18 protein-coding genes are annotated in these 18,860 nt (G+C 42.5%); 15 read left to right on the top strand and 3 right to left on the bottom strand.

Translation table 11 applies throughout. The annotated features are described in order from the left end of the window. Window positions 1-535: 535 nt before the first annotated feature. Window positions 536-1,522, bottom strand: coding sequence for an AraC family transcriptional regulator (locus tag G631_RS0102260; protein WP_026488064.1), 987 nt, complete (start codon window positions 1,520-1,522; stop codon window positions 536-538). A 53-nt stretch (window positions 1,523-1,575) separates the two neighbouring features. After that, entirely contained in the window at window positions 1,576-2,460 is an 885-nt protein-coding gene (locus G631_RS0102255) for an aldose 1-epimerase family protein (RefSeq protein WP_026488063.1), read from the bottom strand. Between the two features lie 218 nt (window positions 2,461-2,678). Here G631_RS0102255 and G631_RS0102250 point away from each other — a divergent pair, with 218 nt between their 5' ends. The 4 genes from G631_RS0102250 to G631_RS0102235 all read left to right on the top strand — a co-directional run bounded on the left by G631_RS0102250 (window position 2,679) and on the right by G631_RS0102235 (window position 6,820). Next, entirely contained in the window at window positions 2,679-3,929 is a 1,251-nt protein-coding gene (locus tag G631_RS0102250) for an L-rhamnose isomerase (RefSeq protein ID WP_026488062.1), read from the top strand. Window positions 3,930-4,034: 105 nt separating this feature from the next. Further along, complete coding sequence (rhaD, locus tag G631_RS0102245) at window positions 4,035-4,883, top strand: rhamnulose-1-phosphate aldolase (RefSeq protein ID WP_026488061.1); 849 nt, start codon at window positions 4,035-4,037, stop codon at window positions 4,881-4,883. 245 nt (window positions 4,884-5,128) lie between these two features. Further along, window positions 5,129-6,556: a rhamnulokinase gene (gene rhaB, locus G631_RS0102240; protein WP_026488060.1), complete on the top strand. Its 1,428-nt coding sequence runs from the start codon at window positions 5,129-5,131 to the stop codon at window positions 6,554-6,556. Window positions 6,557-6,634: 78 nt separating this feature from the next. Further along, on the top strand, window positions 6,635-6,820 hold the full coding sequence (locus tag G631_RS0102235; protein ID WP_026488059.1) for a CooT family nickel-binding protein: 186 nt from the start codon (window positions 6,635-6,637) through the stop codon (window positions 6,818-6,820). A 63-nt stretch (window positions 6,821-6,883) separates the two neighbouring features. Here G631_RS0102235 and G631_RS0102230 read toward each other — a convergent pair whose 3' ends face one another. After that, complete coding sequence (locus tag G631_RS0102230; protein ID WP_035789112.1) at window positions 6,884-7,132, bottom strand: GlsB/YeaQ/YmgE family stress response membrane protein; 249 nt, start codon at window positions 7,130-7,132, stop codon at window positions 6,884-6,886. Between the two features lie 254 nt (window positions 7,133-7,386). On the opposite strand from G631_RS0102230, the gene G631_RS0102225 reads away from it, so the two are divergent. The 11 genes from G631_RS0102225 to G631_RS0102175 all read left to right on the top strand — a co-directional run bounded on the left by G631_RS0102225 (window position 7,387) and on the right by G631_RS0102175 (window position 18,644). Next, window positions 7,387-8,589, top strand: a complete 1,203-nt coding sequence (locus G631_RS0102225; protein ID WP_026488057.1) for a 2-hydroxyacyl-CoA dehydratase family protein — start codon at window positions 7,387-7,389, stop codon at window positions 8,587-8,589. Continuing rightward, window positions 8,586-10,277: a 2-hydroxyacyl-CoA dehydratase family protein gene (locus G631_RS0102220; RefSeq protein WP_026488056.1), complete on the top strand. Its 1,692-nt coding sequence runs from the start codon at window positions 8,586-8,588 to the stop codon at window positions 10,275-10,277. The genes G631_RS0102225 and G631_RS0102220 overlap by 4 nt, the downstream gene beginning before the upstream one ends. A 23-nt stretch (window positions 10,278-10,300) precedes the next feature. After that, on the top strand, window positions 10,301-10,528 hold the full coding sequence (locus G631_RS0102215) for a hypothetical protein (RefSeq protein ID WP_026488055.1): 228 nt from the start codon (window positions 10,301-10,303) through the stop codon (window positions 10,526-10,528). A gap of 22 nt (window positions 10,529-10,550) precedes the next feature. Further along, window positions 10,551-10,895: a hypothetical protein gene (locus tag G631_RS17710; RefSeq protein ID WP_035789109.1), complete on the top strand. Its 345-nt coding sequence runs from the start codon at window positions 10,551-10,553 to the stop codon at window positions 10,893-10,895. Window positions 10,896-10,918: 23 nt separating this feature from the next. Beyond that, a complete protein-coding gene (locus G631_RS0102205; protein WP_026488054.1) occupies window positions 10,919-11,680 on the top strand; it encodes an ATP-binding protein in 762 nt (253 codons plus the stop codon). 44 nt (window positions 11,681-11,724) lie between these two features. Next, window positions 11,725-12,921 carry a 2-hydroxyacyl-CoA dehydratase family protein gene (locus G631_RS0102200; protein ID WP_026488053.1) on the top strand — a complete coding sequence of 399 codons (1,197 nt, stop codon included), beginning with the start codon at window positions 11,725-11,727 and terminating at the stop codon, window positions 12,919-12,921. Further along, the gene (locus G631_RS0102195) at window positions 12,921-14,696 is read left to right on the top strand and encodes a 2-hydroxyacyl-CoA dehydratase family protein (protein ID WP_242829046.1); all 1,776 of its coding nucleotides are present in this window, start codon (window positions 12,921-12,923) and stop codon (window positions 14,694-14,696) included. Before G631_RS0102200 ends, G631_RS0102195 begins: the two co-directional genes overlap by 1 nt. Before the next feature lie 93 nt (window positions 14,697-14,789). After that, window positions 14,790-15,584 carry an acyl-CoA dehydratase activase gene (locus G631_RS0102190; RefSeq protein ID WP_026488051.1) on the top strand — a complete coding sequence of 265 codons (795 nt, stop codon included), beginning with the start codon at window positions 14,790-14,792 and terminating at the stop codon, window positions 15,582-15,584. Window positions 15,585-15,610: 26 nt separating this feature from the next. Next, complete coding sequence (locus G631_RS20860) at window positions 15,611-15,778, top strand: hypothetical protein (RefSeq protein ID WP_155833857.1); 168 nt, start codon at window positions 15,611-15,613, stop codon at window positions 15,776-15,778. Window positions 15,779-15,824: 46 nt separating this feature from the next. After that, window positions 15,825-16,544 carry a hypothetical protein gene (locus tag G631_RS0102180; protein WP_026488050.1) on the top strand — a complete coding sequence of 240 codons (720 nt, stop codon included), beginning with the start codon at window positions 15,825-15,827 and terminating at the stop codon, window positions 16,542-16,544. A gap of 36 nt (window positions 16,545-16,580) precedes the next feature. Beyond that, complete coding sequence (locus G631_RS0102175; protein ID WP_026488049.1) at window positions 16,581-18,644, top strand: oxidoreductase; 2,064 nt, start codon at window positions 16,581-16,583, stop codon at window positions 18,642-18,644. The last annotated feature ends 216 nt before the right edge of the window (window positions 18,645-18,860 follow it).

The following is an 18,860-nucleotide window of genomic DNA, read 5'->3' as shown; positions in this document are numbered from 1 at the left end:
CGCCAGTTTCCGTAGTGCTCGTCACTGACAAATGCAGATTTTCTTAGATGTTTCCGCAGTTTTTCTTTCAATGCGCATGCTGCAGCGTAAACTTGCAGGACGGAAAGTAATATTACAATAGAAAATGCCATAGCCCGCAGAGCGGGCGTTATAAGAAATGGGGAATCAATTCTCTCAAGCTAGCTTGGAGAAATTGATTCCTCATTTCTTTATGGCGCGGTGCGCCAAATGGCATTTTCATATGAAGTTAAGTTTTTTCCGTCCTGCTTCAGACAACGCTTCGCACGCGCGGGAAAAACTGCTGTGGAAACATTAGAAAATGGCATTTGCCATCTAAGACTCGCATAGGAAACTGGACGCTTCGCAAGCGCTGCCCTGGCGCGAGTTTTGAACCGTAGAATTCTTATGCCCCTTCCAGAAGTCCATGAATATCCGAACTGAAACCGACGAAAAAAACTTTCTGAATGAGCGTACACAATTACTCGGAGGGGAGGGGGCGGTTATGCAGTGACTGAAAATGGTGTGCGACAGCTTATTAGCCTCTGATGCGATAGTCGCGGGGGCTGCAGTCGTATTTGCGCCTGAAGAGGCGGTGGAAGAAGCTTGTGTTGTCATAACCTATGAGCACCGATATATCTGCAATAGATATGTCGGTGTTTTTTAGTAGCTCGCAGGCCTTGTTCAGGCGCTTGTTCTGGAGAAGCTCTTTGAAGGTGCTGCCGGTGGCTTTCTTGATGATGCGGCTAAGGGTGTATTCGTCTTCACCGATATCTTTTGCAAAAGAGCCAAGGCTTGCATCTTTGTACTCATCATCTATATAGCGCAAAATCCTGAACATGACCTCCTGCTCGTAGGAACGCCTTGATACGCGGATTGTATCAGTGTGCTGCAACAGGTTTAAGAAAAGAAGCCCCATCGTCACCTGATTTATCATCTTGTAATCACTGCCCCTGGAACTCTTTTCGTCTATCATATTGCAGATTAGATTCTCCATAAGGTTCTGAATCTGTGTGATTCCGGAAACATTAAAGTACAAAAAATTGCCCCCGATGTCTTTTTTGGTCAGGCAGCTTACAAGGAAATCCTTGAGAGCACTATCTTCGTGCTCTAGCATGGAAAATGGAGTCCCAAAAAAATCAGGAAGGATCATGAAGTTTACAGCTAAATCATTTTCTCCTGCAGGGAGGATTTCCTGTCTGGCGTGCTGATTCATGAAGAGAAGATCGCCCTTTTTGAGTGTAATGCGCTGGCCGTCAATGATATGGACAGTCTCCCCCTGACACATATAGATAAATTCTACATAGTTGTGGGTGTGGAGAGGAAAGTGGACGAAACGCACATGGGGACGCATGTCTATCAGCTTGCCATCTGCAAGGACCCTGGCTGAGTCAATCTCATCGCCAGAGCCATCTTTCTTTTGACCACTGTAATAGAGCTCACGGTTGATATAGGGTTCTCCGCTTAATATGGCTTTTTCTTCATCTGTAATTGTACTTAGGATGTCTAGGATTTTCTGATTCATGTCTTGCTATTTTACCTACGTCTATAGTATGTACTTAGTTGCCTAATATATTCTCAATCTACTGTAATCTTGTAGGAGATGGTTCTGGATGAGCACGCTTCAAGGCGCTGAACACCATATTTTTCAGAAAGCTCACCTCTAAAGCCTTTGTTGTCACAACGGCCAATCCAAGGCTCAAGACATACGTAATGAGCTTCGGAAGAAGGCTTGGACCAAAGCCCAAAGGATGGAAATTCTTCACAATTCATGGTTATATATGGCTTTCCATCTGGCGTGCACAGGCTTACTTCTCTTACTTGATTGTCGTCAAAGATAAGGGCATCCTTGTCAAAAATGTGCTCTGTAATATCAAGGTAACCGTCCTTAAGAGGAAGAACAGTAGGATTTTCATGATCAACTTCTCTTGTTTCCTGGATAATAAGAACGTAGCTTAGTTCATTTTTATCCTTGAACTTAACCTTATAGTCAGTTCTTTTCTCGTTATCATTAATAGGGCATCTAAAGGCAGGGTGACCTCCTATTGAATAGAACATAGGCTCATTTTCAGAAGAGTTATTAACTTCCCAGATAACGCTTATGCTGTTTGCTATTAGCTTGTGAGTTACTACGAGTTCAAAGTCAAAGGGATACTTTTCAAGTGTCTGGTTCGTTGCCTTTAATTTGAAACTGATGCTGTCAGAAGTCTTACCTGCAAATTCAAAGTCCATGTCTCTTGCAAAGCCGTGAGAGGACATGTGGTAGGTCTTACCATTGTATCTGTATTCGTTGTTATAAACATTTCCTACAAATGGGAAAAGAATTGGCGCATGCCTGTTCCAAAATGCTGGATCTGCCTGCCATAATAGCTCTTTTTCTCTCTTCTTATCATAAATGCTGCTAAGCTCAGCACCGTGGTCAGAAACTGCAATTTTCAAAAAATCATTTTCAATGTATTCCATTTTATTAGCTCCTTTTTATGCAAATATCTGTGCCTCTCTATGATAATTGTATTTTTATGGCATTGCAAGAAAGGACGTAAAATTTGTTTTTTTTCGACCTTATCAGTATAAGAGCTGGAGTGTAAGGTAAATATATAAGCAAAATACTGGTTGTAAATATTTTAAGCGGCTATGTGTACGCGGTATCGTCTTCATAGCCATCATGAAAGGGGAAAACAATGACAGTTACAGAAAGATACGAAGATGCGAAAGCGCGCTATGCGAAAATTGGAGTTGATACAGACAAGGCACTTGATGCACTTTCAAAGATCAAGCTTTCAATGCACTGCTGGCAGGGGGATGATGTAATTGGTTTCGATCAGAAGGGACCTCTTACAGGCGGAATTCAGACAACAGGAAACTATCCATACAAGGCTACAACTCCAGAGGAGCTTATGGCTGATATGGACAAGACTTTTTCATATGTACCAGGTAAGCACAAGATAAATCTTCATGCTTCCTATGCAATTTTTGAAGATGGACAGTGGGCTGACAGAGATGAGCTTAAGCCTGAACACTTTAAGAGATGGGCTGAGTATGCCAAGGAAAGAGGACTCGGCATTGACTTCAACCCAACATACTTTAGCCATCCCAAGTCAGAGGTGGCAACACTTTCATCTGCAGACGAGGAAATCAGACAGTTCTGGATCAGACATGGACAGGCCTGCATCAGAATTTCCGAGTACCTGGCTGAACAGACAGGTCAGACTTGTATGATGAATATCTGGATTCCTGATGGACTTAAGGATATTCCTGGTGACAGAAAGGCTCCAAGAGCAAGACTCAAGGACTCTCTTGATCAGATTCTTTCTATTGACTATGACAAGAGCAAGGTTGCTGTGGCTGTTGAGTCCAAGGTGTTTGGTATCGGTGAAGAATCCTACACTGTAGGAAGCCATGAGTTTTATATGAACTATGCTGCGCAGAAGGGAATTATGTGCCTTATCGATACAGGCCACTTCCATCCAACAGAGAACGTTGCAGATAAGTTATCTTCAATGCTTCTTTTCAATGACAAGATGGCTCTTCATGTATCACGTCCTGTTCGCTGGGATTCAGATCATGTTGTGATCTTCAATGATGATGCAAGAGATCTTGCACAGGAAATCGTAAGAAACGGCGCTGACAGATTCTACATCGGTATGGATTACTTTGATGCCAGCATCAACAGAATCTCTGCTTGGACAAATGGAATGAGAAACTTCCTTAAGGCTCTCATGTATGCTGAACTCCAGCCAATGGATAAGCTTACACAGCTTCAGGATTCATGCAACTTCACAGAGCTTATGTCACTTAACGAGCAGCTCAAGATGATGCCTTTTGGCGATGTATGGGATTACTACTGCGAAAAGAACGGTGTAGCACTTGAAGGCGACTGGTTTGCTGATTGCGCTCAGTATGAGAAGGATGTTCTGTCAAAGCGTGGCTAATAGTACCATAAAAGGACAGACCAATAAAATGCAATAGAATTAATTAGCAAAAAGATAAGTGATGGCAAGAAATGCTACACTTATATATGTAAGGAGAAGTAGGAAATGAAAGTATTAGATGCTAAATTTGCAAAGGGATTCTGCCGCCTCTGTGTTGACGGCTTTTATCAGGGATGGCACGAGAGAAACGGCGGAAACTTAAGCTATAGAATCAAGGAGGAAGAAATTTCATCTGTACAGGATGACCTTGATGAGTCAGGCGAGTGGAAGGAGATTGGTACAACAGTCACAGATCTTGCAGGCGAATATTTCATGGTTACAGGCTCTGGCAAATATTTTAGAAATGTAGAGATAGATCCAGCAGCCAATGTTTGTATTATCAAGGTTGATGATAAGGGTGAGAACTACAAGATCGTTTGGGGTCTTGTAGAGGGCGGAAGACCGACATCTGAGCTTCCTTCACACCTTATGAACCTCGAAGTTTGCAAAAAGCGTGATCCTCAGATCCGCGTCGTATATCACTGTCACCCGGCTAACACAATTGCTCTTACCTTTGTGCTTCCTCTTGATGGCAAGGTGTTTACAAGAGAAATCTGGGAGATGGCTACAGAGTGTCCAATCGTATTTCCTGAGGGAATCGGCATTGTGCCTTGGATGGTCCCAGGAGGAAAAGAGATTGCTGTTGCCACATCAGAGATCATGAAGAGACAGGATGTTGCTATCTGGGCTCATCACGGAATGTTTGCCTGCGGAACAGACTTTGATATCACATTTGGTCTTATGCATACAGTAGAAAAGGCTGCAGAGATCCTTGTTAAGGTAATGTCCATGACAGATAAAAAGAGACAGACAATACAGCCAGATGATTTCCGTGCCCTCAATGCACCATTTGGTGTAAACATCTCAGAGGACTTCCTGTACGACAAGAAGTCTGACGTTATTGGTGAGTATTGATCGAAACACATAGAAAAAATTGTATTTATTCATAGACAGTCGCTGAGAATAATACTTCTGTTGAGAAAGTGTGCATCCAAGCTGACGAGTTCGATGCTATGGAAATGTGACCAATGTATCGTAAGTGCCTATGCACGTAGCGATACATGTTCTGGGCACATTGGAATGGGTAGCATCGCCGAGTCAGATGGATGCACATTTCGAAACAGAAAAACTGGCTTAGCGACTTCCTGGGGGAAATAAAAATGAAATATTACCTAGCAGTTGATATAGGCGCTTCTTCCGGCCGACATATCCTTGCACATATGGAGGAGGGCAAGATAGTTCTTGAAGAAGTGTACCGTTTTTACAATGGAATGGATCAAAAGGATGGACACCAGGTATGGGATACAGACAGGCTCTTTTCTGAAATCCTTGAGGGAATGAAGAAGTGTAAAGAACTTGGAAAGATACCTGCTACCATGGGAATTGATACCTGGGGTGTTGACTATGTTCTACTTGATAAGGATGACCAGAAGATCGGTGATTGCATTGCCTATAGAGATGGCAGAACAGAGGGTATGGATAACGAGGTATATAAGATTATTTCTGAGGAAGATCTTTATTCAAGGACTGGTATTCAGAAGGCTATCTTTAATACTATCTATCAGCTCATGTCAACCAAGGCAAGAAACCCTGAAAAGCTTGAGAAAGCAAGAACATTTTTGATGGTTCCTGACTATTTCCATTTTCTTTTGACAGGTGTTCGCAAGCAGGAGTACACAAATGCTTCTACGACTCAGCTTTTAAATGCCAAGACCTGCGACTGGGATCATGAACTTATAAATAAACTGGGGTATCCTGATGAGCTTTTTGGAGAGCTTTCTATGCCTGGAACAATAGTAGGAGCTATAAAAAAAGAAATTGAGGCCAAGGTGGGATATAGCTGCAAAGTGGTCCTTCCTGCAACTCACGACACAGGCTCAGCTGTAATGAGTGTCCCGGCTACAGGAGATAATACGCTGTATATTTCTTCAGGAACCTGGTCACTTATGGGGTGCGAGCTGGAAGAGGCTAATTGTACTCAGGAAGCAAGGAAAGCCAACTTTACTAATGAAGGTGGCTACCAGCACAGATACAGATTCCTTAAAAACATCATGGGACTTTGGATGATCCAGTCAGTTAAAAAAGAATTTGAAGAAGGCTATGATTTTGAAGGAAAGACCGGGAATGAAGACTTCTCTTTTGCAAGTCTCTGTGACAGAGCATCTCTCGAGACAATAGATTCTGTTGTTCCTGCTAATGATGGAAGATTCCTTAATCCTGATTCTATGGTAAAAGAGGTCCAGAAGGCCTGCCAGGAATCAGGCCAGCAGGTTCCACAAACTCCCTGGGAACTTGCTAGAGTAATTTATAGAAGTCTTGCTGTGTGCTACAAAGAGGCTACTGAGGAAATAGAAAAAATTACAGGCAAACACTTTGACAGCATCAACATTGTTGGCGGCGGGTCAAATGCTGTTTACCTCAATAAATTAACAGCTGCAGAAACAAAAAGACGCGTTTATGCAGGACCAGGCGAAGCTACAGCAATTGGTAACATCGGAGCACAAATGCTTGCTGATGGAATATTTTTTGACCTGAATGATTTCAGGAAGTGTGTCTTTGACTCCTTTGGTGTGGTAGAATATAAATGATATAGGTGGCAAGGTCCGAGATAGAGAAGGTTATGGGCAATGCATATATCAATCTTATGATACTGGGAGGTAGCACAAATGTGTCTTTCAACAGCAGTAAGAGCGGACAATCCGGATGAGATTTTGATGGAGTATGTTCAATCACTTTCTATAGATGGGGAATTGATAACGCTTGTTGATCTCATGGGTGAAAAGAAGGTTGTAAGAGGGAGTTTGACCTTTGCAGACCTTACAGGCGCAGTCCTTAAGATTGACTGCAAATGATGTAAAATAAAAAATCCTGAAGTAAAGCTAAAAAAGCTATACTTCAGGATCTTTTTCTTACAGTTATTTTAGCAGAGCGCGTCCTGCAAAGATTACAATGCAGGAACCGATAACACCAACAATAAGGTTTCCAATAATGCCGCTTCCGTGGATGCCTACAAGTCCAAGAACGAGATTTCCTACGAAACCACCAATAACACCAAGAATGATGTTCTTTAAAAGACCACCTTTATTGTTCATGAATTTTCCTGCAAGCCATCCTGCAAGAGCACCGATAATAAGTCCTGTTATAAGGCCCATTCCATTTATCATTTTGCTTTCCCCTTTCTTTCTTTTTTCATAAAAATGAGTATACCATAATACTCAGATGATGTAATCATAGTTCCTTTTTAGGCCTGCAAAAATCGCTACAGAATCCTTGATATTTTTTACAAAAAATGTAACAAAAAATAAATAAAAATTAGGTTAAAGTTTCAGAGGATTTGTGCTATTATATGGAGTGTGTAAGGCAGAACACAAAAAATACACAAAGTCTAACAAAAATATTGATGGGGGGAGAATTTCATATGAAAGATCTCGTGCATATCTTTGAGCTCGAGGACCTATTACAGGAAGCAAATAATGCGCTTATTCGTCAGGCCAAGGCAGACGGTAAGCGTGTTTTAGGCTATACATGTTACTTCATGCCAGAAGTTTTACTTGATTTACCTGGTTGCGTATCTTGTCGTCTTCGTGCACCTCGCAGTACTTCACCAGACATGGCTACATATTATATGACCAACCGTACCTGTATGTACGGAAGATGTCTTTTGGAGAGAGCCTTAGAAGGAGGCTTTAATTTCCTTGACGCTGAAATGGCTACAGAAACCTGCACTGTTACGTGCCGTTTCCAGGAGCATTTACAGCTGATGGATATCATTCAGAATCCTGATTTCTTCTGTGAATTCACAGATGTTCCATTCAAGAAAAATGACAATTCAATAGACCACTTTGAGACTCAGCTTAAGGCTCATGTCCTTGATAAACTCAAGGAACACTTTGGAATTGATACAAGTGATGAAGCTCTTTTAAAGGCAATTAAAGAGCACAATGAAATCTGCAGACTCATAACTGAGATTGGAAGCTACAGAAAGCTTGATGAACCAACTATCACAGGTACTGAGTTCTCTATAATCCAGCTTGCTACGCTTGTTTGTCCTAAGTATTTGATCATTGATAAGCTCCGCGATATTGCTGAGCAGCTCAAGACCAGAAAACCTGATGACAAGAAGACCTACAGGTGTAAGGTAGTTCTTGCAGGGTCAGAAGAGGATGATCCAAACTTCATCAAACTCATCGAAGAGTGCGGAGCTCTGGTTGTGGCTGACAGACACTGCTACGGCTCACTTCCTGGAAGAGAGGAGATTGTTGTAAGAGAGGGCGAGACACCACTTCGCGCAATTGCCCGTCATTACCTTGAGACCAGCCAGTGCCCAAGATTTATGGATCAGCATATCATGAGAGAGCGCAAACAGCATCTTGCTGATATTGTAAAAGAGTACAAGGCAGACGGAATCATTATTTCACAGATGAAGTTCTGCGAGTACTGGAGCTATGAGCGTACTATCGACACCCTTATCTTCCCAAGAGATTTTGGTATTCCAGTATGTTCTATAGAAAAAGAGTATGTCAACAATGCCGTTGGACAGCTTCGTACCAGATTCCAGGCCTTTGTTGAGAGTATAGAGCTTAAGCACATTCAGAATGCGCAGAAGGGAGTAACAGCATGAAGCTTAATATGAAAGATATTAAGGCCAAATACAGAGAGCTTTTTGTTGTGGAGAAGGCTCCTGAAGATAAGAACAAGCCAAAAGACATAAAGAAAATGGCCAGAGACTTCTGGTATGGTAAGCCTCACGAAGAGAGAAGACTTGGAGATCTTTATGTTGGAGATACAGGTCTTTACAAACACCGTGAGTGGAGAGGCCTTCCAGATACAATGTATTACTTTAACATGGTATGGCTTTATAACTACGCTCACATGGTGACAGATATCATCAAATACGGCGATGGCCCAATGGGACTTATTGATTTTGCAAAGGGAACCATGAGATATCGCTGGATGGGACAGACATATCTTACTGTTATGCACTGGTTTGACAGAGGTATGGAAGGTATGCGCGGAGAGGCTATGAAGGCTTCTGCCTGGCATTATCGCGGAATGGTAAGTGAGACCATTCGTCAGTTCCAGGAAATGTTTATTGCTGACAAGAAGATGCATGGCGGCAAAGAGGGCAAGCACTACGACAAGAACATTGCCCACAACGAGACTGTTGGAGGAAGCTTCTTCTATCCATTCAGAGGACAGCTTGAGGACATCCCTCTTGAGATGATCCCATACTTTGTATCAGTTCACGTAAACAGCCATACAGTTCTTAACTATATTGATGCAGCTCAGTCCATAGGACTTCCTTCAGATCCATGTCCTATGTGCCAGGCTGAATATGGACTTTTTGTTCATGACGATTATCCTGATTTTGCGCCTGCAATGGTTACTACCAACGAGGCTTGCGATGGATCAGTTGCTACTAGTGTTTTACAGGACTGGTTCCTTGATCGTCCTCTTTATGCACTTCCTCAGCCTATGAGATATGATGATCCTCTTGTTCAGAAGAATCATCAGAAAGAAATCGAGCAGTGCTGGAAGTTCATAGAAGACCAGTACGGCGTTAAATTTGACTGGGATACTTATGTCAAGACTGCACAGTCATTTAACAAGCTTACAGAGTTTGAATGGGAAAAATGGGACGTTGCAGCCAATACTCCATATTATCCTATTAGCGGCGTAGCACAGGCTCTTTACCGTATCTACTATTCACAGGACGGTGACAGACCAATCTGGCATGAGATGGATGAGCACGTTAGGAAGATAATGAACAAAACAGTCAAGAACAAGATTGAGACCTTCCCTAAGACAAGACACCGTGCTATCGCATGGAGCTGCGCACCTCTTTACTATTCACACTGGTGTACGTGGGCTTACAACTGCTGGGGTATCAACTGCGTCATCAACATGGATTCACTTATGTTTGACCAGTATCTTAGAACAGATACTTATGAGAATGCTCTTGAAGATCTGTCCTGGATGAATGAAAAGGCTCCTATGAGAGCAATGGCAGTAGGCGGACATGAGCATATTCTTTCACTGTTTGATTACATGGAACGCTTTAACTGTGACATGGTAATCATGTATGACCAGCTTCAGTGTAAGGGAATGCAGGGAATCCACGGCGTATTCGAGGATGAGTTCAGAAAACGTAACATTCATGCTATCTGGGTTCCACATGCTCTTCCTGATAAGAGAACTGTATCAAGAAAAGAAATCAGAAAGATCATAAACGACTACATGACAACAGTAATGCATGAGGAGCCACTTGATCCAACACTGGTTGAATTCGACGACGATAAGAGCTGGTAATTTTTTTAGGAAAGGATAATAAGATGAAAGGATTTTTAAGATTCTTAAAGAAGCTTTTTGGAATCTGTGCAGTAATATACGGCATTTTATTTGTTGTTTTTTATTGGGATCTTGATGGCAAGTTCATGTACTACATCTGGGAGCCATTTATGGTAAAGAGATTCGACAATATGAAACGCGAAGACAACACAAAGATTCCATACATGAAAAAAGATATTCTTGAGCCAAGAGAATATACAGAGATTTACTAAAACATTATTTTGAGAGGTTGCTATGTCAGAGCACACACATACATACACACATACTCATGAACATGATGGCCATGAGCATGAACACGAGCATAGTTATACCCACGATCACGAATGCGATGGCGCTCACGAGCATGAACAGCATGATCATCACCATGAGCACGGCTCGATAGATTCTCCTGAGAAATTAAAGGCACTTCTTGATCATATGCATCAGCACAATGTGCACCATACAGAGGAATTACATGGTGTGGCACATGCTCTTGCAGATCAGGGCAAGGCTGAGCTTTCAGAGAAGGTTCACGAAGCTATGCGCTTTTATGACCAGGGCAATGACCTTCTTGCAGAGGTCCTTACAAAATTAAAGTAAATATAAGGTATTAGGTTTTTTTAATGGGAAAAGATACAAAGATAATAGCGCTTACAGGTAAGGGCGGAGTAGGTAAGACTTCTCTTTCTGCCTCTATCGTGCGCATACTTACGGAAGAATATCCGGACAAAAAGATACTGGCAATTGACGCAGATCCAGCTGTAGGACTGTCAGTTGCACTAGGTGTTAAGCCTGAGCTTACACTTGATGAGATCAGAAAAAAGGTAGCAGAGGATGTGACTGGCAAGCTTAAAGACACCCAGGACATCCTTGCAGAAGCCAAATATCAGCTATATGACACAATGGTTGAGAAAAACGGATTTGCATTTCTTGCTATCGGAAGACCTGAGTCAGCAGGCTGCTACTGCGCTATCAATACCTATCTTCGCAAAGTTATCGAAATGCTTGTAGATGATTTTGATTATGTAGTAATTGACGGCGAGGCTGGAATTGAGCAGATAAACAGAAGAGTTCTTGAAAAAGTTACTCACCTTATCTGCGTATCAGATCAGAGCCGTAAAGGCCTTCAGATCATTGAGACAATTAAAAACGTTGCAGATGAACTTGTTATGTATGACAAGATTGGTCTTATCGTAAACAGAGCACCACTTCCAGAAAAAATCGAGGGTGAGGAAATTGGAGGCGTTCCAGTGATTTCAGTCATAAAGCAGGACGATGCTATGACAGAAAACGACATCGAAGGTAACAGCGTCTTTGAACTTCCTTCTGATACCATCATCCTAAAGGGTGCAAAAGAGGCCCTTAAGAACCTGGAAGTTATTTAAAGCAATATTTCTAAGAAAAATAAAAAGAAAGGAAGGTATTACAAGTGCAAGATTTAAAGCACATGATCACCTTTGAAAAGTGGCTTGAGGATGCGTCTAATCCACTTATTAAGGAAGCACAGGATGAAGGTAAGTATGCTATTGGTTATACCTGTTATCATATGCCTGAAGTTCTCCTTAACCTGGATAACTGCTTTTCTGTAAGGATGAGAGCTCCCAGAGTAGGTTCCATAGATATTTCAACTTACTACATGTCCAACTACACTTGTGAGTTCGCCAGATCTCTTTTGGAGAACGGTATTGAGGGTGGCTACGGTTTTCTTGATGGAATTGCCGGAGTTGATGCCTGCTCAGCAATGAACAGATGCTATGAGCACCTGGAAATCCTTAAATGTAATGAAAAGCCACACTTTTTTGTTACTCACACTGATGTACCATACAAGGTTGAAGAGTATAACTTTGACCAGGTGGCAATACAGATGAGAGAGAGACTCCTTGCTGTGATGCACGAAAAGCTCGGAACTGACGTTTCAGATGAGGCTATCAGAAAGGCTGTTGAGCTTCACAATGAAATGTGCCGTGTGATCACAGAAATTGGAAACTTCAGAAAGGAAGAAAACCCAAGGATAACAGGCTATGAGTTCCACGTTATCTGTCTTGCAAGCTATTGCTGTCCTACAGCCAAGATTCTTCCATATCTGAAAGAGACTCTTGAAGAAATAAAAACAAGAAAGCCTGATGACAAGAACAAGTTCAGAGCAAGAGTTCTTGTAGTTGGGTCAGAGATTGATGACCTTAACTTCTCAAGGCTTCTTGAGGAGAGCGGAGCAATGATAGTGGCAGACAGATTCTGCTATGGATCATTCCCTGGAAGAGAAGAGATAAAGCTAAATGACCATGAAGATATAGTAAGACAGATTGCAAGACACTATATGCTCACCTCTGAATGCCCTAGATATATGGCAGAAGAGAAGGTTCTTCAGAGAAAGGAAACTGTAGATAAGCTGGCAAAAGAGTTTAAGGCTGACGGTATCATCTACGAACAGATGAAGTACTGTGACTTCTGGGCCTTTGAAAGACCTCTTGCAAGCCATATCATGACTGAAGAGTATGGCTGGCCTACCCTTTCAATCGACAGATCCTATAATGTTCATAATTCAGGTCAGCTGCGTACCAGATTCCAGGCCTTTGTAGAGGCTTTGGAGATCAAGAAAATCAGAAGTAAAAGGGAGGTAATGTGATGAAATACATTGATCCCAAGAATTTTAGATTAAAGGACAATATCGACTGGAAGGCCCAGGCAGCCAATTTAAAGGAAATAGCTGGCATTGTAGGAGATATTGTAAAAGAGACAGACTGGAGCGAAGTAGCAAAGTCAGCCAAAAAGGATGCTAAGGGTATTCAGAAGAGACTTTCTCATGAACTTGATCTTTTAAAGAAGATGAGCCCTGATGAAGTCAAGGACCTTGTTCTCAATGGTGAAAAGCAGCTTGGTAAGCTCTATGCCAACGGCAAGATGGCAACTGTCAGAAGAGAGTGGAGAGGTGTCAAGGACACTGGAGTAGACTTCTATGAATGGGGCAAGATGTGGGCAATGCTTCTTGCAACCTTTAGTAAGGACCTTGTTCCAGCCCTTATGGGAACAGTTCATTACAGATGGATGGTTTCATATTTTTGCTGCCACTCCTTTATGGACAAGAACACAATGGGACTTCGTGGCAGAGCTCTTAAGATGCACCACGAACTCATCTATGCAATATTCAGATATGTTGCGGAGAATCTTGTACTTCTTATGAAGTCAGATGAGAAGGTTGGTAATTCCAAGGAACTTTCCAAGAAGATAGTTCTTTTTGATGAGATGACAATGTCACAGATCATGGCTGGTTTCCCTGATCTTATTGGTATTCCTTATCAGCTGATGCCGGTATTTCTTTTGTCAGAAATCGATCAGCTGGCATGTATGCCATATATTGATGCAGTCGAGTCCTATGGACTTCCGTCAGACACCTGCCCTGTTCCATCATCTGAGTGTGGTGCAGCAGTCATAGATGCTCTTCCTCATATGGGCGCCTGTTTTATTTCAAGCTCAATGCCCTGCGATGGCTCAGTAATGGCTTCTTCCTATACAGGACGAAGGTTCAAGGATCTTCCTACATATCATCTGGCATTCCCTGTAAGATATGAGGATGAGTCCATAATGGATGCAGCGGTAAAAGATATAAAGGGCTGCATTAAGTTTATTGAAGACAACACAGGTGCTAAGTGGAACTGGGATGCATATTTTGCAGCCATGAAGCGCTTTAACACCGAGACTAAATACGAGCTTGAAAAGTGGGAAATCAACCAGACCGATCATCCTCAGCTCATTGGTCCATGTTACGAGCTCTTTAGAAAATGGAACTATGAGATGGATGGAGGACTTGACCCAAGAATCATCAAGACCTTCTACAATGTAGATAAGCTCATGAAAAAAGCTTACGAGTGCAAGGATGAACCTTGGCGCGGCAAGATGAAGTACAGAGCAATTGTTTGGTCTATACCAGCTCACTACTATGCAAACTTCTCTAACTGGATGGCTAACTGCTGGGGCGTAGATATCCTGGTAGAAATGGAGTCACTTAATTTCACAAAGCCACTGGAAACAGAGAATAAAGAAGAGGCACTTAAGGACCTTGCAAGACTTTATGAGCGAATGGTCATGAGAAGACATACAAACGGTGGTTATGACCACGTTGTAACAGAGCTCTGGAGACAGTGCGAAGCCTGGAACGTAGATTTTGTTCTTATGTATCAGCACGTATCCTGCAAGAACATGGCAACAGTTCAGGGACTTTTTGAGGATCAGGCAAGAGAGCGTGGCATCAAACTCTTATGGTGCAGCCACGACCTTATGGATCCAAGAACAGTTTCAAGAAAAGACATGCGTGCCTCTGTTAACGAATTCATGAGAACAGTTATGAAGGCAGAGCCTGTAGATCCGTCACTGGTGGATTTTGAGGATGACACGTCGTGGTGATTTAGGGATGGCTGTAGTATGACGGATGCAAAGCAAAGTCATGCGTATATAACCAATACAATAGAAAAAATTGGAAGAGAGGGATATAGAAAAATGAAGTATTTTGGTGGATGTGATGTAGGATCAACCTACACAAAGGCAGTAATTATTGACGAGACTGGCAAGATGGTTGCCAATACAACTCTTAAGAGTAAGATCATTGCTCAGGAGTCAGCAGAAATGGCTATGAAGGAAGTATGTAGCCAGGTTCCTGATCTTAACAGTTCAAAGGACCTTACATACCTTATTGGTACAGGTTATGGACGTAACAAGGTTCCTTTTGCTGATGAGAATATTTCTGAGATTTCATGTCATGCGATGGGCGTACATGTAACAAATCCTAGCGTAAAGGCTATCATCGATATCGGTGGACAGGACGTTAAGGGTATTGCTATTGATACAGACGGAACAGTTAAGAATTTTGCCATGAATGATAAGTGTGCTGCTGGAACAGGTAGATTCTTTGAAGCTATGGCAAGATCATTTGAAATGAGTCTCGAGGACTTCTCAAAGCTTTCTCTTAAGGCCAAGAACGTTATTCCTATCACAGCTCAGTGTACTGTATTTGCTGAGTCTGAGGTTATCACACTTGTTGGTGAAGGTAAGCCTATGGATGAGATCGCAGCTGGTATCGAAATGGCTGTTGCAAAGAGATGCTTTGTAATGTCCAAGAAGGCTGGTGCTACAGATTCTATCACTCTTACAGGTGGATGTGCCAAGAATGAAGGCCTTAAGGCTGCTATCGAGCAGGTTCTTAAGCTCAAGGTTGTAAATCTTTCAACAGATCCTCAGCTTATGGGAGCTCTTGGTGCAGCAGAGTATGCAAGACAGAAAGGTCTTGCTAAGTAATTAGTTTATAGAGAAAGGATAAATGCATGGACAAGGCGCTTAAAATAATCGGAAAAATAATAAAGGTGCTGACAATTGTCACAGGCGTTTTATTTGTTATCTATTTCTGGAATCTTGATCAGAAGCTGATGGCCTGGTTTTACACTTTCGTAAACAAGATTTTCAATCGCAAAAAACAGGATCTTAAATTCTGATGTGATGGGACGTAGAGAGAAGTTTAGATAACAAGGATTTAGAAATATGAAACTATATGACAATATAATATCAGATACCATGAGTACTCTTTCAAATGGAAATGTGAGTGTAAAACGTTACTCATACGATGGCGCTTCCTGGAAGGATAATGGTAGCAGCGAGTTTATCATGCAGAGGGACGCAGCCAAGGAACTTGGCGCAGAAGGAAATCCTTCAGTAAATTATACGCTTGTTACTACTTCAGGAATTGTTACAGAGGATGAAGTACTTGTTTATGGCTCTGATATTAGTGAAATTAGGGGCGGCTGCGGCTTTGCCAGAATCGTTATTCTGGAAACGGAAGATCTTCAGGAAGATAAAGATACTGAGAAGGCTTTTTCTTCTATTAGAAATCTTGAGTTTGTGAGATATCACGTTTTCCCTAAGGGTTACATGGTAAGAGTATCAGCTAGTAGTAACCAGGAGCAGATAAGGATCAGCAAGGAAGCTTTGGCAGGAGGTATCTCTTTTGCCAAGGTTGGTTCCCTATATATAAAGAAATACAAACAGCTTCCTGAGGTTAAGCATGTTCGCGTGATCTTTATCACAGACAAGGAAATTGTAAAGAGTCTTGTTCCAAACGCAGAAAAGACTTCTACTATTACAAAGACTCTCACGCACATTCTGGATGGAATGCCAACAGACTGCGGGCATTGCTCAATGAAGTCTGTGTGTGACGAAGTGGACGGTATGAAGGAACTGCATCTGGGGAAGAAAAAGAAGTAATACCATATTATGAAGAAGTAAAAAGGGGGTTATATTTTGAAACAGGAATATGAAGCATTATTTACACCCTGGAAGGTAGGCAATCTTGAGATCAAGAACAGGATTGTGCTGGCTCCTATGGGTGGAACCTGTATCTTTGGCTGGATGGAACCAGGCGGAAGCCACTTCGATAAAGAAGCAGCTAGGCTCCTTCTCAAGATTGCCAAGCACGACTGCGGTCTTGTAATACCTGGAATTGCACCGGTAAAAGATATGCTGGGAGGAAAGTGGTTATATCAGAATCCAGGCAAGTTCAAGCAGCTTGCAGGATTTATGGATCAGGTACATGAAACAGGGGCCAAGATGTTCGTACAGCTTACTGCTGGATTTGGAAGGTCTTTTGCCCTGACTGAGCCTCTTAAAATGCTTATTCAGAACAAGAAGCTGGGAGCTGTGGCCAAGCCTTACATCGATCCTGAATACCTTACAGCAGCTCCATCAGTTCTTCCTAACAGATGGGCTGATGATGTAATGACAAGACCTCTGACTGTAGATGAAATCCATGATATCATCTATGCTTTTGGCGAGACTGCAAGACTTTGCAAGGAAGCTGGCGTTGACGGTATAGAGGTTCACGCTGTTCATGAAGGATACCTTCTTGACCAGTTTACACTTGGCTATACAAACCACAGAACTGACGAATACGGCGGCTCTTTTGAGAACAGATACCGTTTTGCAGTAGAAATTGTTCAGGAGATCAAGAAAAAGTGTGGAAAGGATTTTCCTGTTTCTCTGCGTTACTCAGTTCGTTCCATGACAAAGGCTTTCCAGTACGGCGCTATGCCTGGTGAGGACTTTGAAGAAATCGGACGTGATATGGAAGAGTCAGAGAAGGCTGCTAAATACCTTCAGGATGCTGGCTATGACATGCTCAACTGCGATAACGGAACCTATGACGCATGGTACTGGGCACATCCACCACAGTATATGCCTCAGAACTGTAACCTTGAGGATGTTAGCCATATCAAGAAGTTTGTAGATATACCTGTAGTATGTGCAGGTAAGATGGAGCCTACAGTTGGCGCAGCAGCCATAAAGAAGGGCGATATTGATGCTATGGCTGTTGGCAGACAGTTCCTTGCTGATCCTAAGTGGGTTGCCAAGATTGAGAGAGGCAGAGAGGACGATATTCGTCCTTGTATCTGCTGTCATACAGCTTGCTTTAACCTGACTAAACATGGCAATAGTGCCAACGATCAGGACCTTTCTGAGTCTGCCGGAATGTGCAAATGCGCAGTTAACCCTCGCAGCATGCAGAGTAAGAAATATAAGGTTGTTCCTACCAAGGAGCCAAAGAGAGTTGCTATCATCGGTGGTGGTATCGGTGGAATGGAGGCAGCAAGAATCCTTGCCCTTCGCGGACACGAGCCAGTTCTTTATGAGAAGACATCCGAGCTTGGCGGTGTATTTATTGCAGCCGCTGCTCCTGAGTTCAAGGAAAAAGATAAAGAGCTCATCGAGTGGCAGAAGAAACAGCTTCGTAAGCTTGGCGTTGAGGTTCACATGAACACTGAGATCAAGGCTGACAGCCTTCCTCAGGCAGATGAGTACATCATCGCTACAGGAGCGGAGGCCAACCATATCCCGATTCCTGGTGCAGCTGAGTACGCTATGGATGCCACAGATTACCTGCTTGAGAAGAAAGAAGTTGGTAAAAATGTTGTAATCATCGGCGGTGGCCTTACAGGCTGCGAGATTGCTCTTGACCTCTTTAGAAAGGGCAAGAACCCTCAGATTGTTGAGATGAAGGATGACCTTATTTCAGTCAAGAACATGTGCCTTGCTAATACAAGTTACCTTCGCGACTGCTTTAAGACCAACAAAGTGCCAGTTTACCTTAAGGCTGGCGTAGTCAAGATTACAGAAGACAGCGTAGTTATAAACGCAGGAGATGGAAGAAGCGTAACTCTTCCTGCAGATTCTGTTATCATGTCCGTTGGCTACCACGCAACACCTCTTATCCAGCCTGCCAAGAACGTTCACCTCCTTGGCGACTGCAAGAAGGTTGGCAATGTAAGAAGCGCAGTTTGGGGCGCATGGGACATTGCCATGAAGATTTGATAATATGTAATCGGATAGAAGACGCCTAGTCTTTCTATCCTGTAAGAAAAAAGATACCTGGAGATTTCCAAGTATCTTTTTTCTTCATTTAATCCTTGAACAATATTTTTGCATATGCTATCCTAAACAAGCTGTGAAAATCTTTACAGCATCTTTTTCCAATCTGGAGAGGCAGAGCAGCTCTTGCAAATGCCAATTTCATTGATGGAGAGAATA

The organism is Butyrivibrio sp. XBB1001, from assembly GCF_000424505.1.
In the GTDB taxonomy this organism is placed as follows: Bacteria; Bacillota; Clostridia; order Lachnospirales; family Lachnospiraceae; genus Butyrivibrio.
Note: the sequence above shows the minus strand (reverse complement) of the source record. Positions and strands in the feature narration are given on the sequence as shown.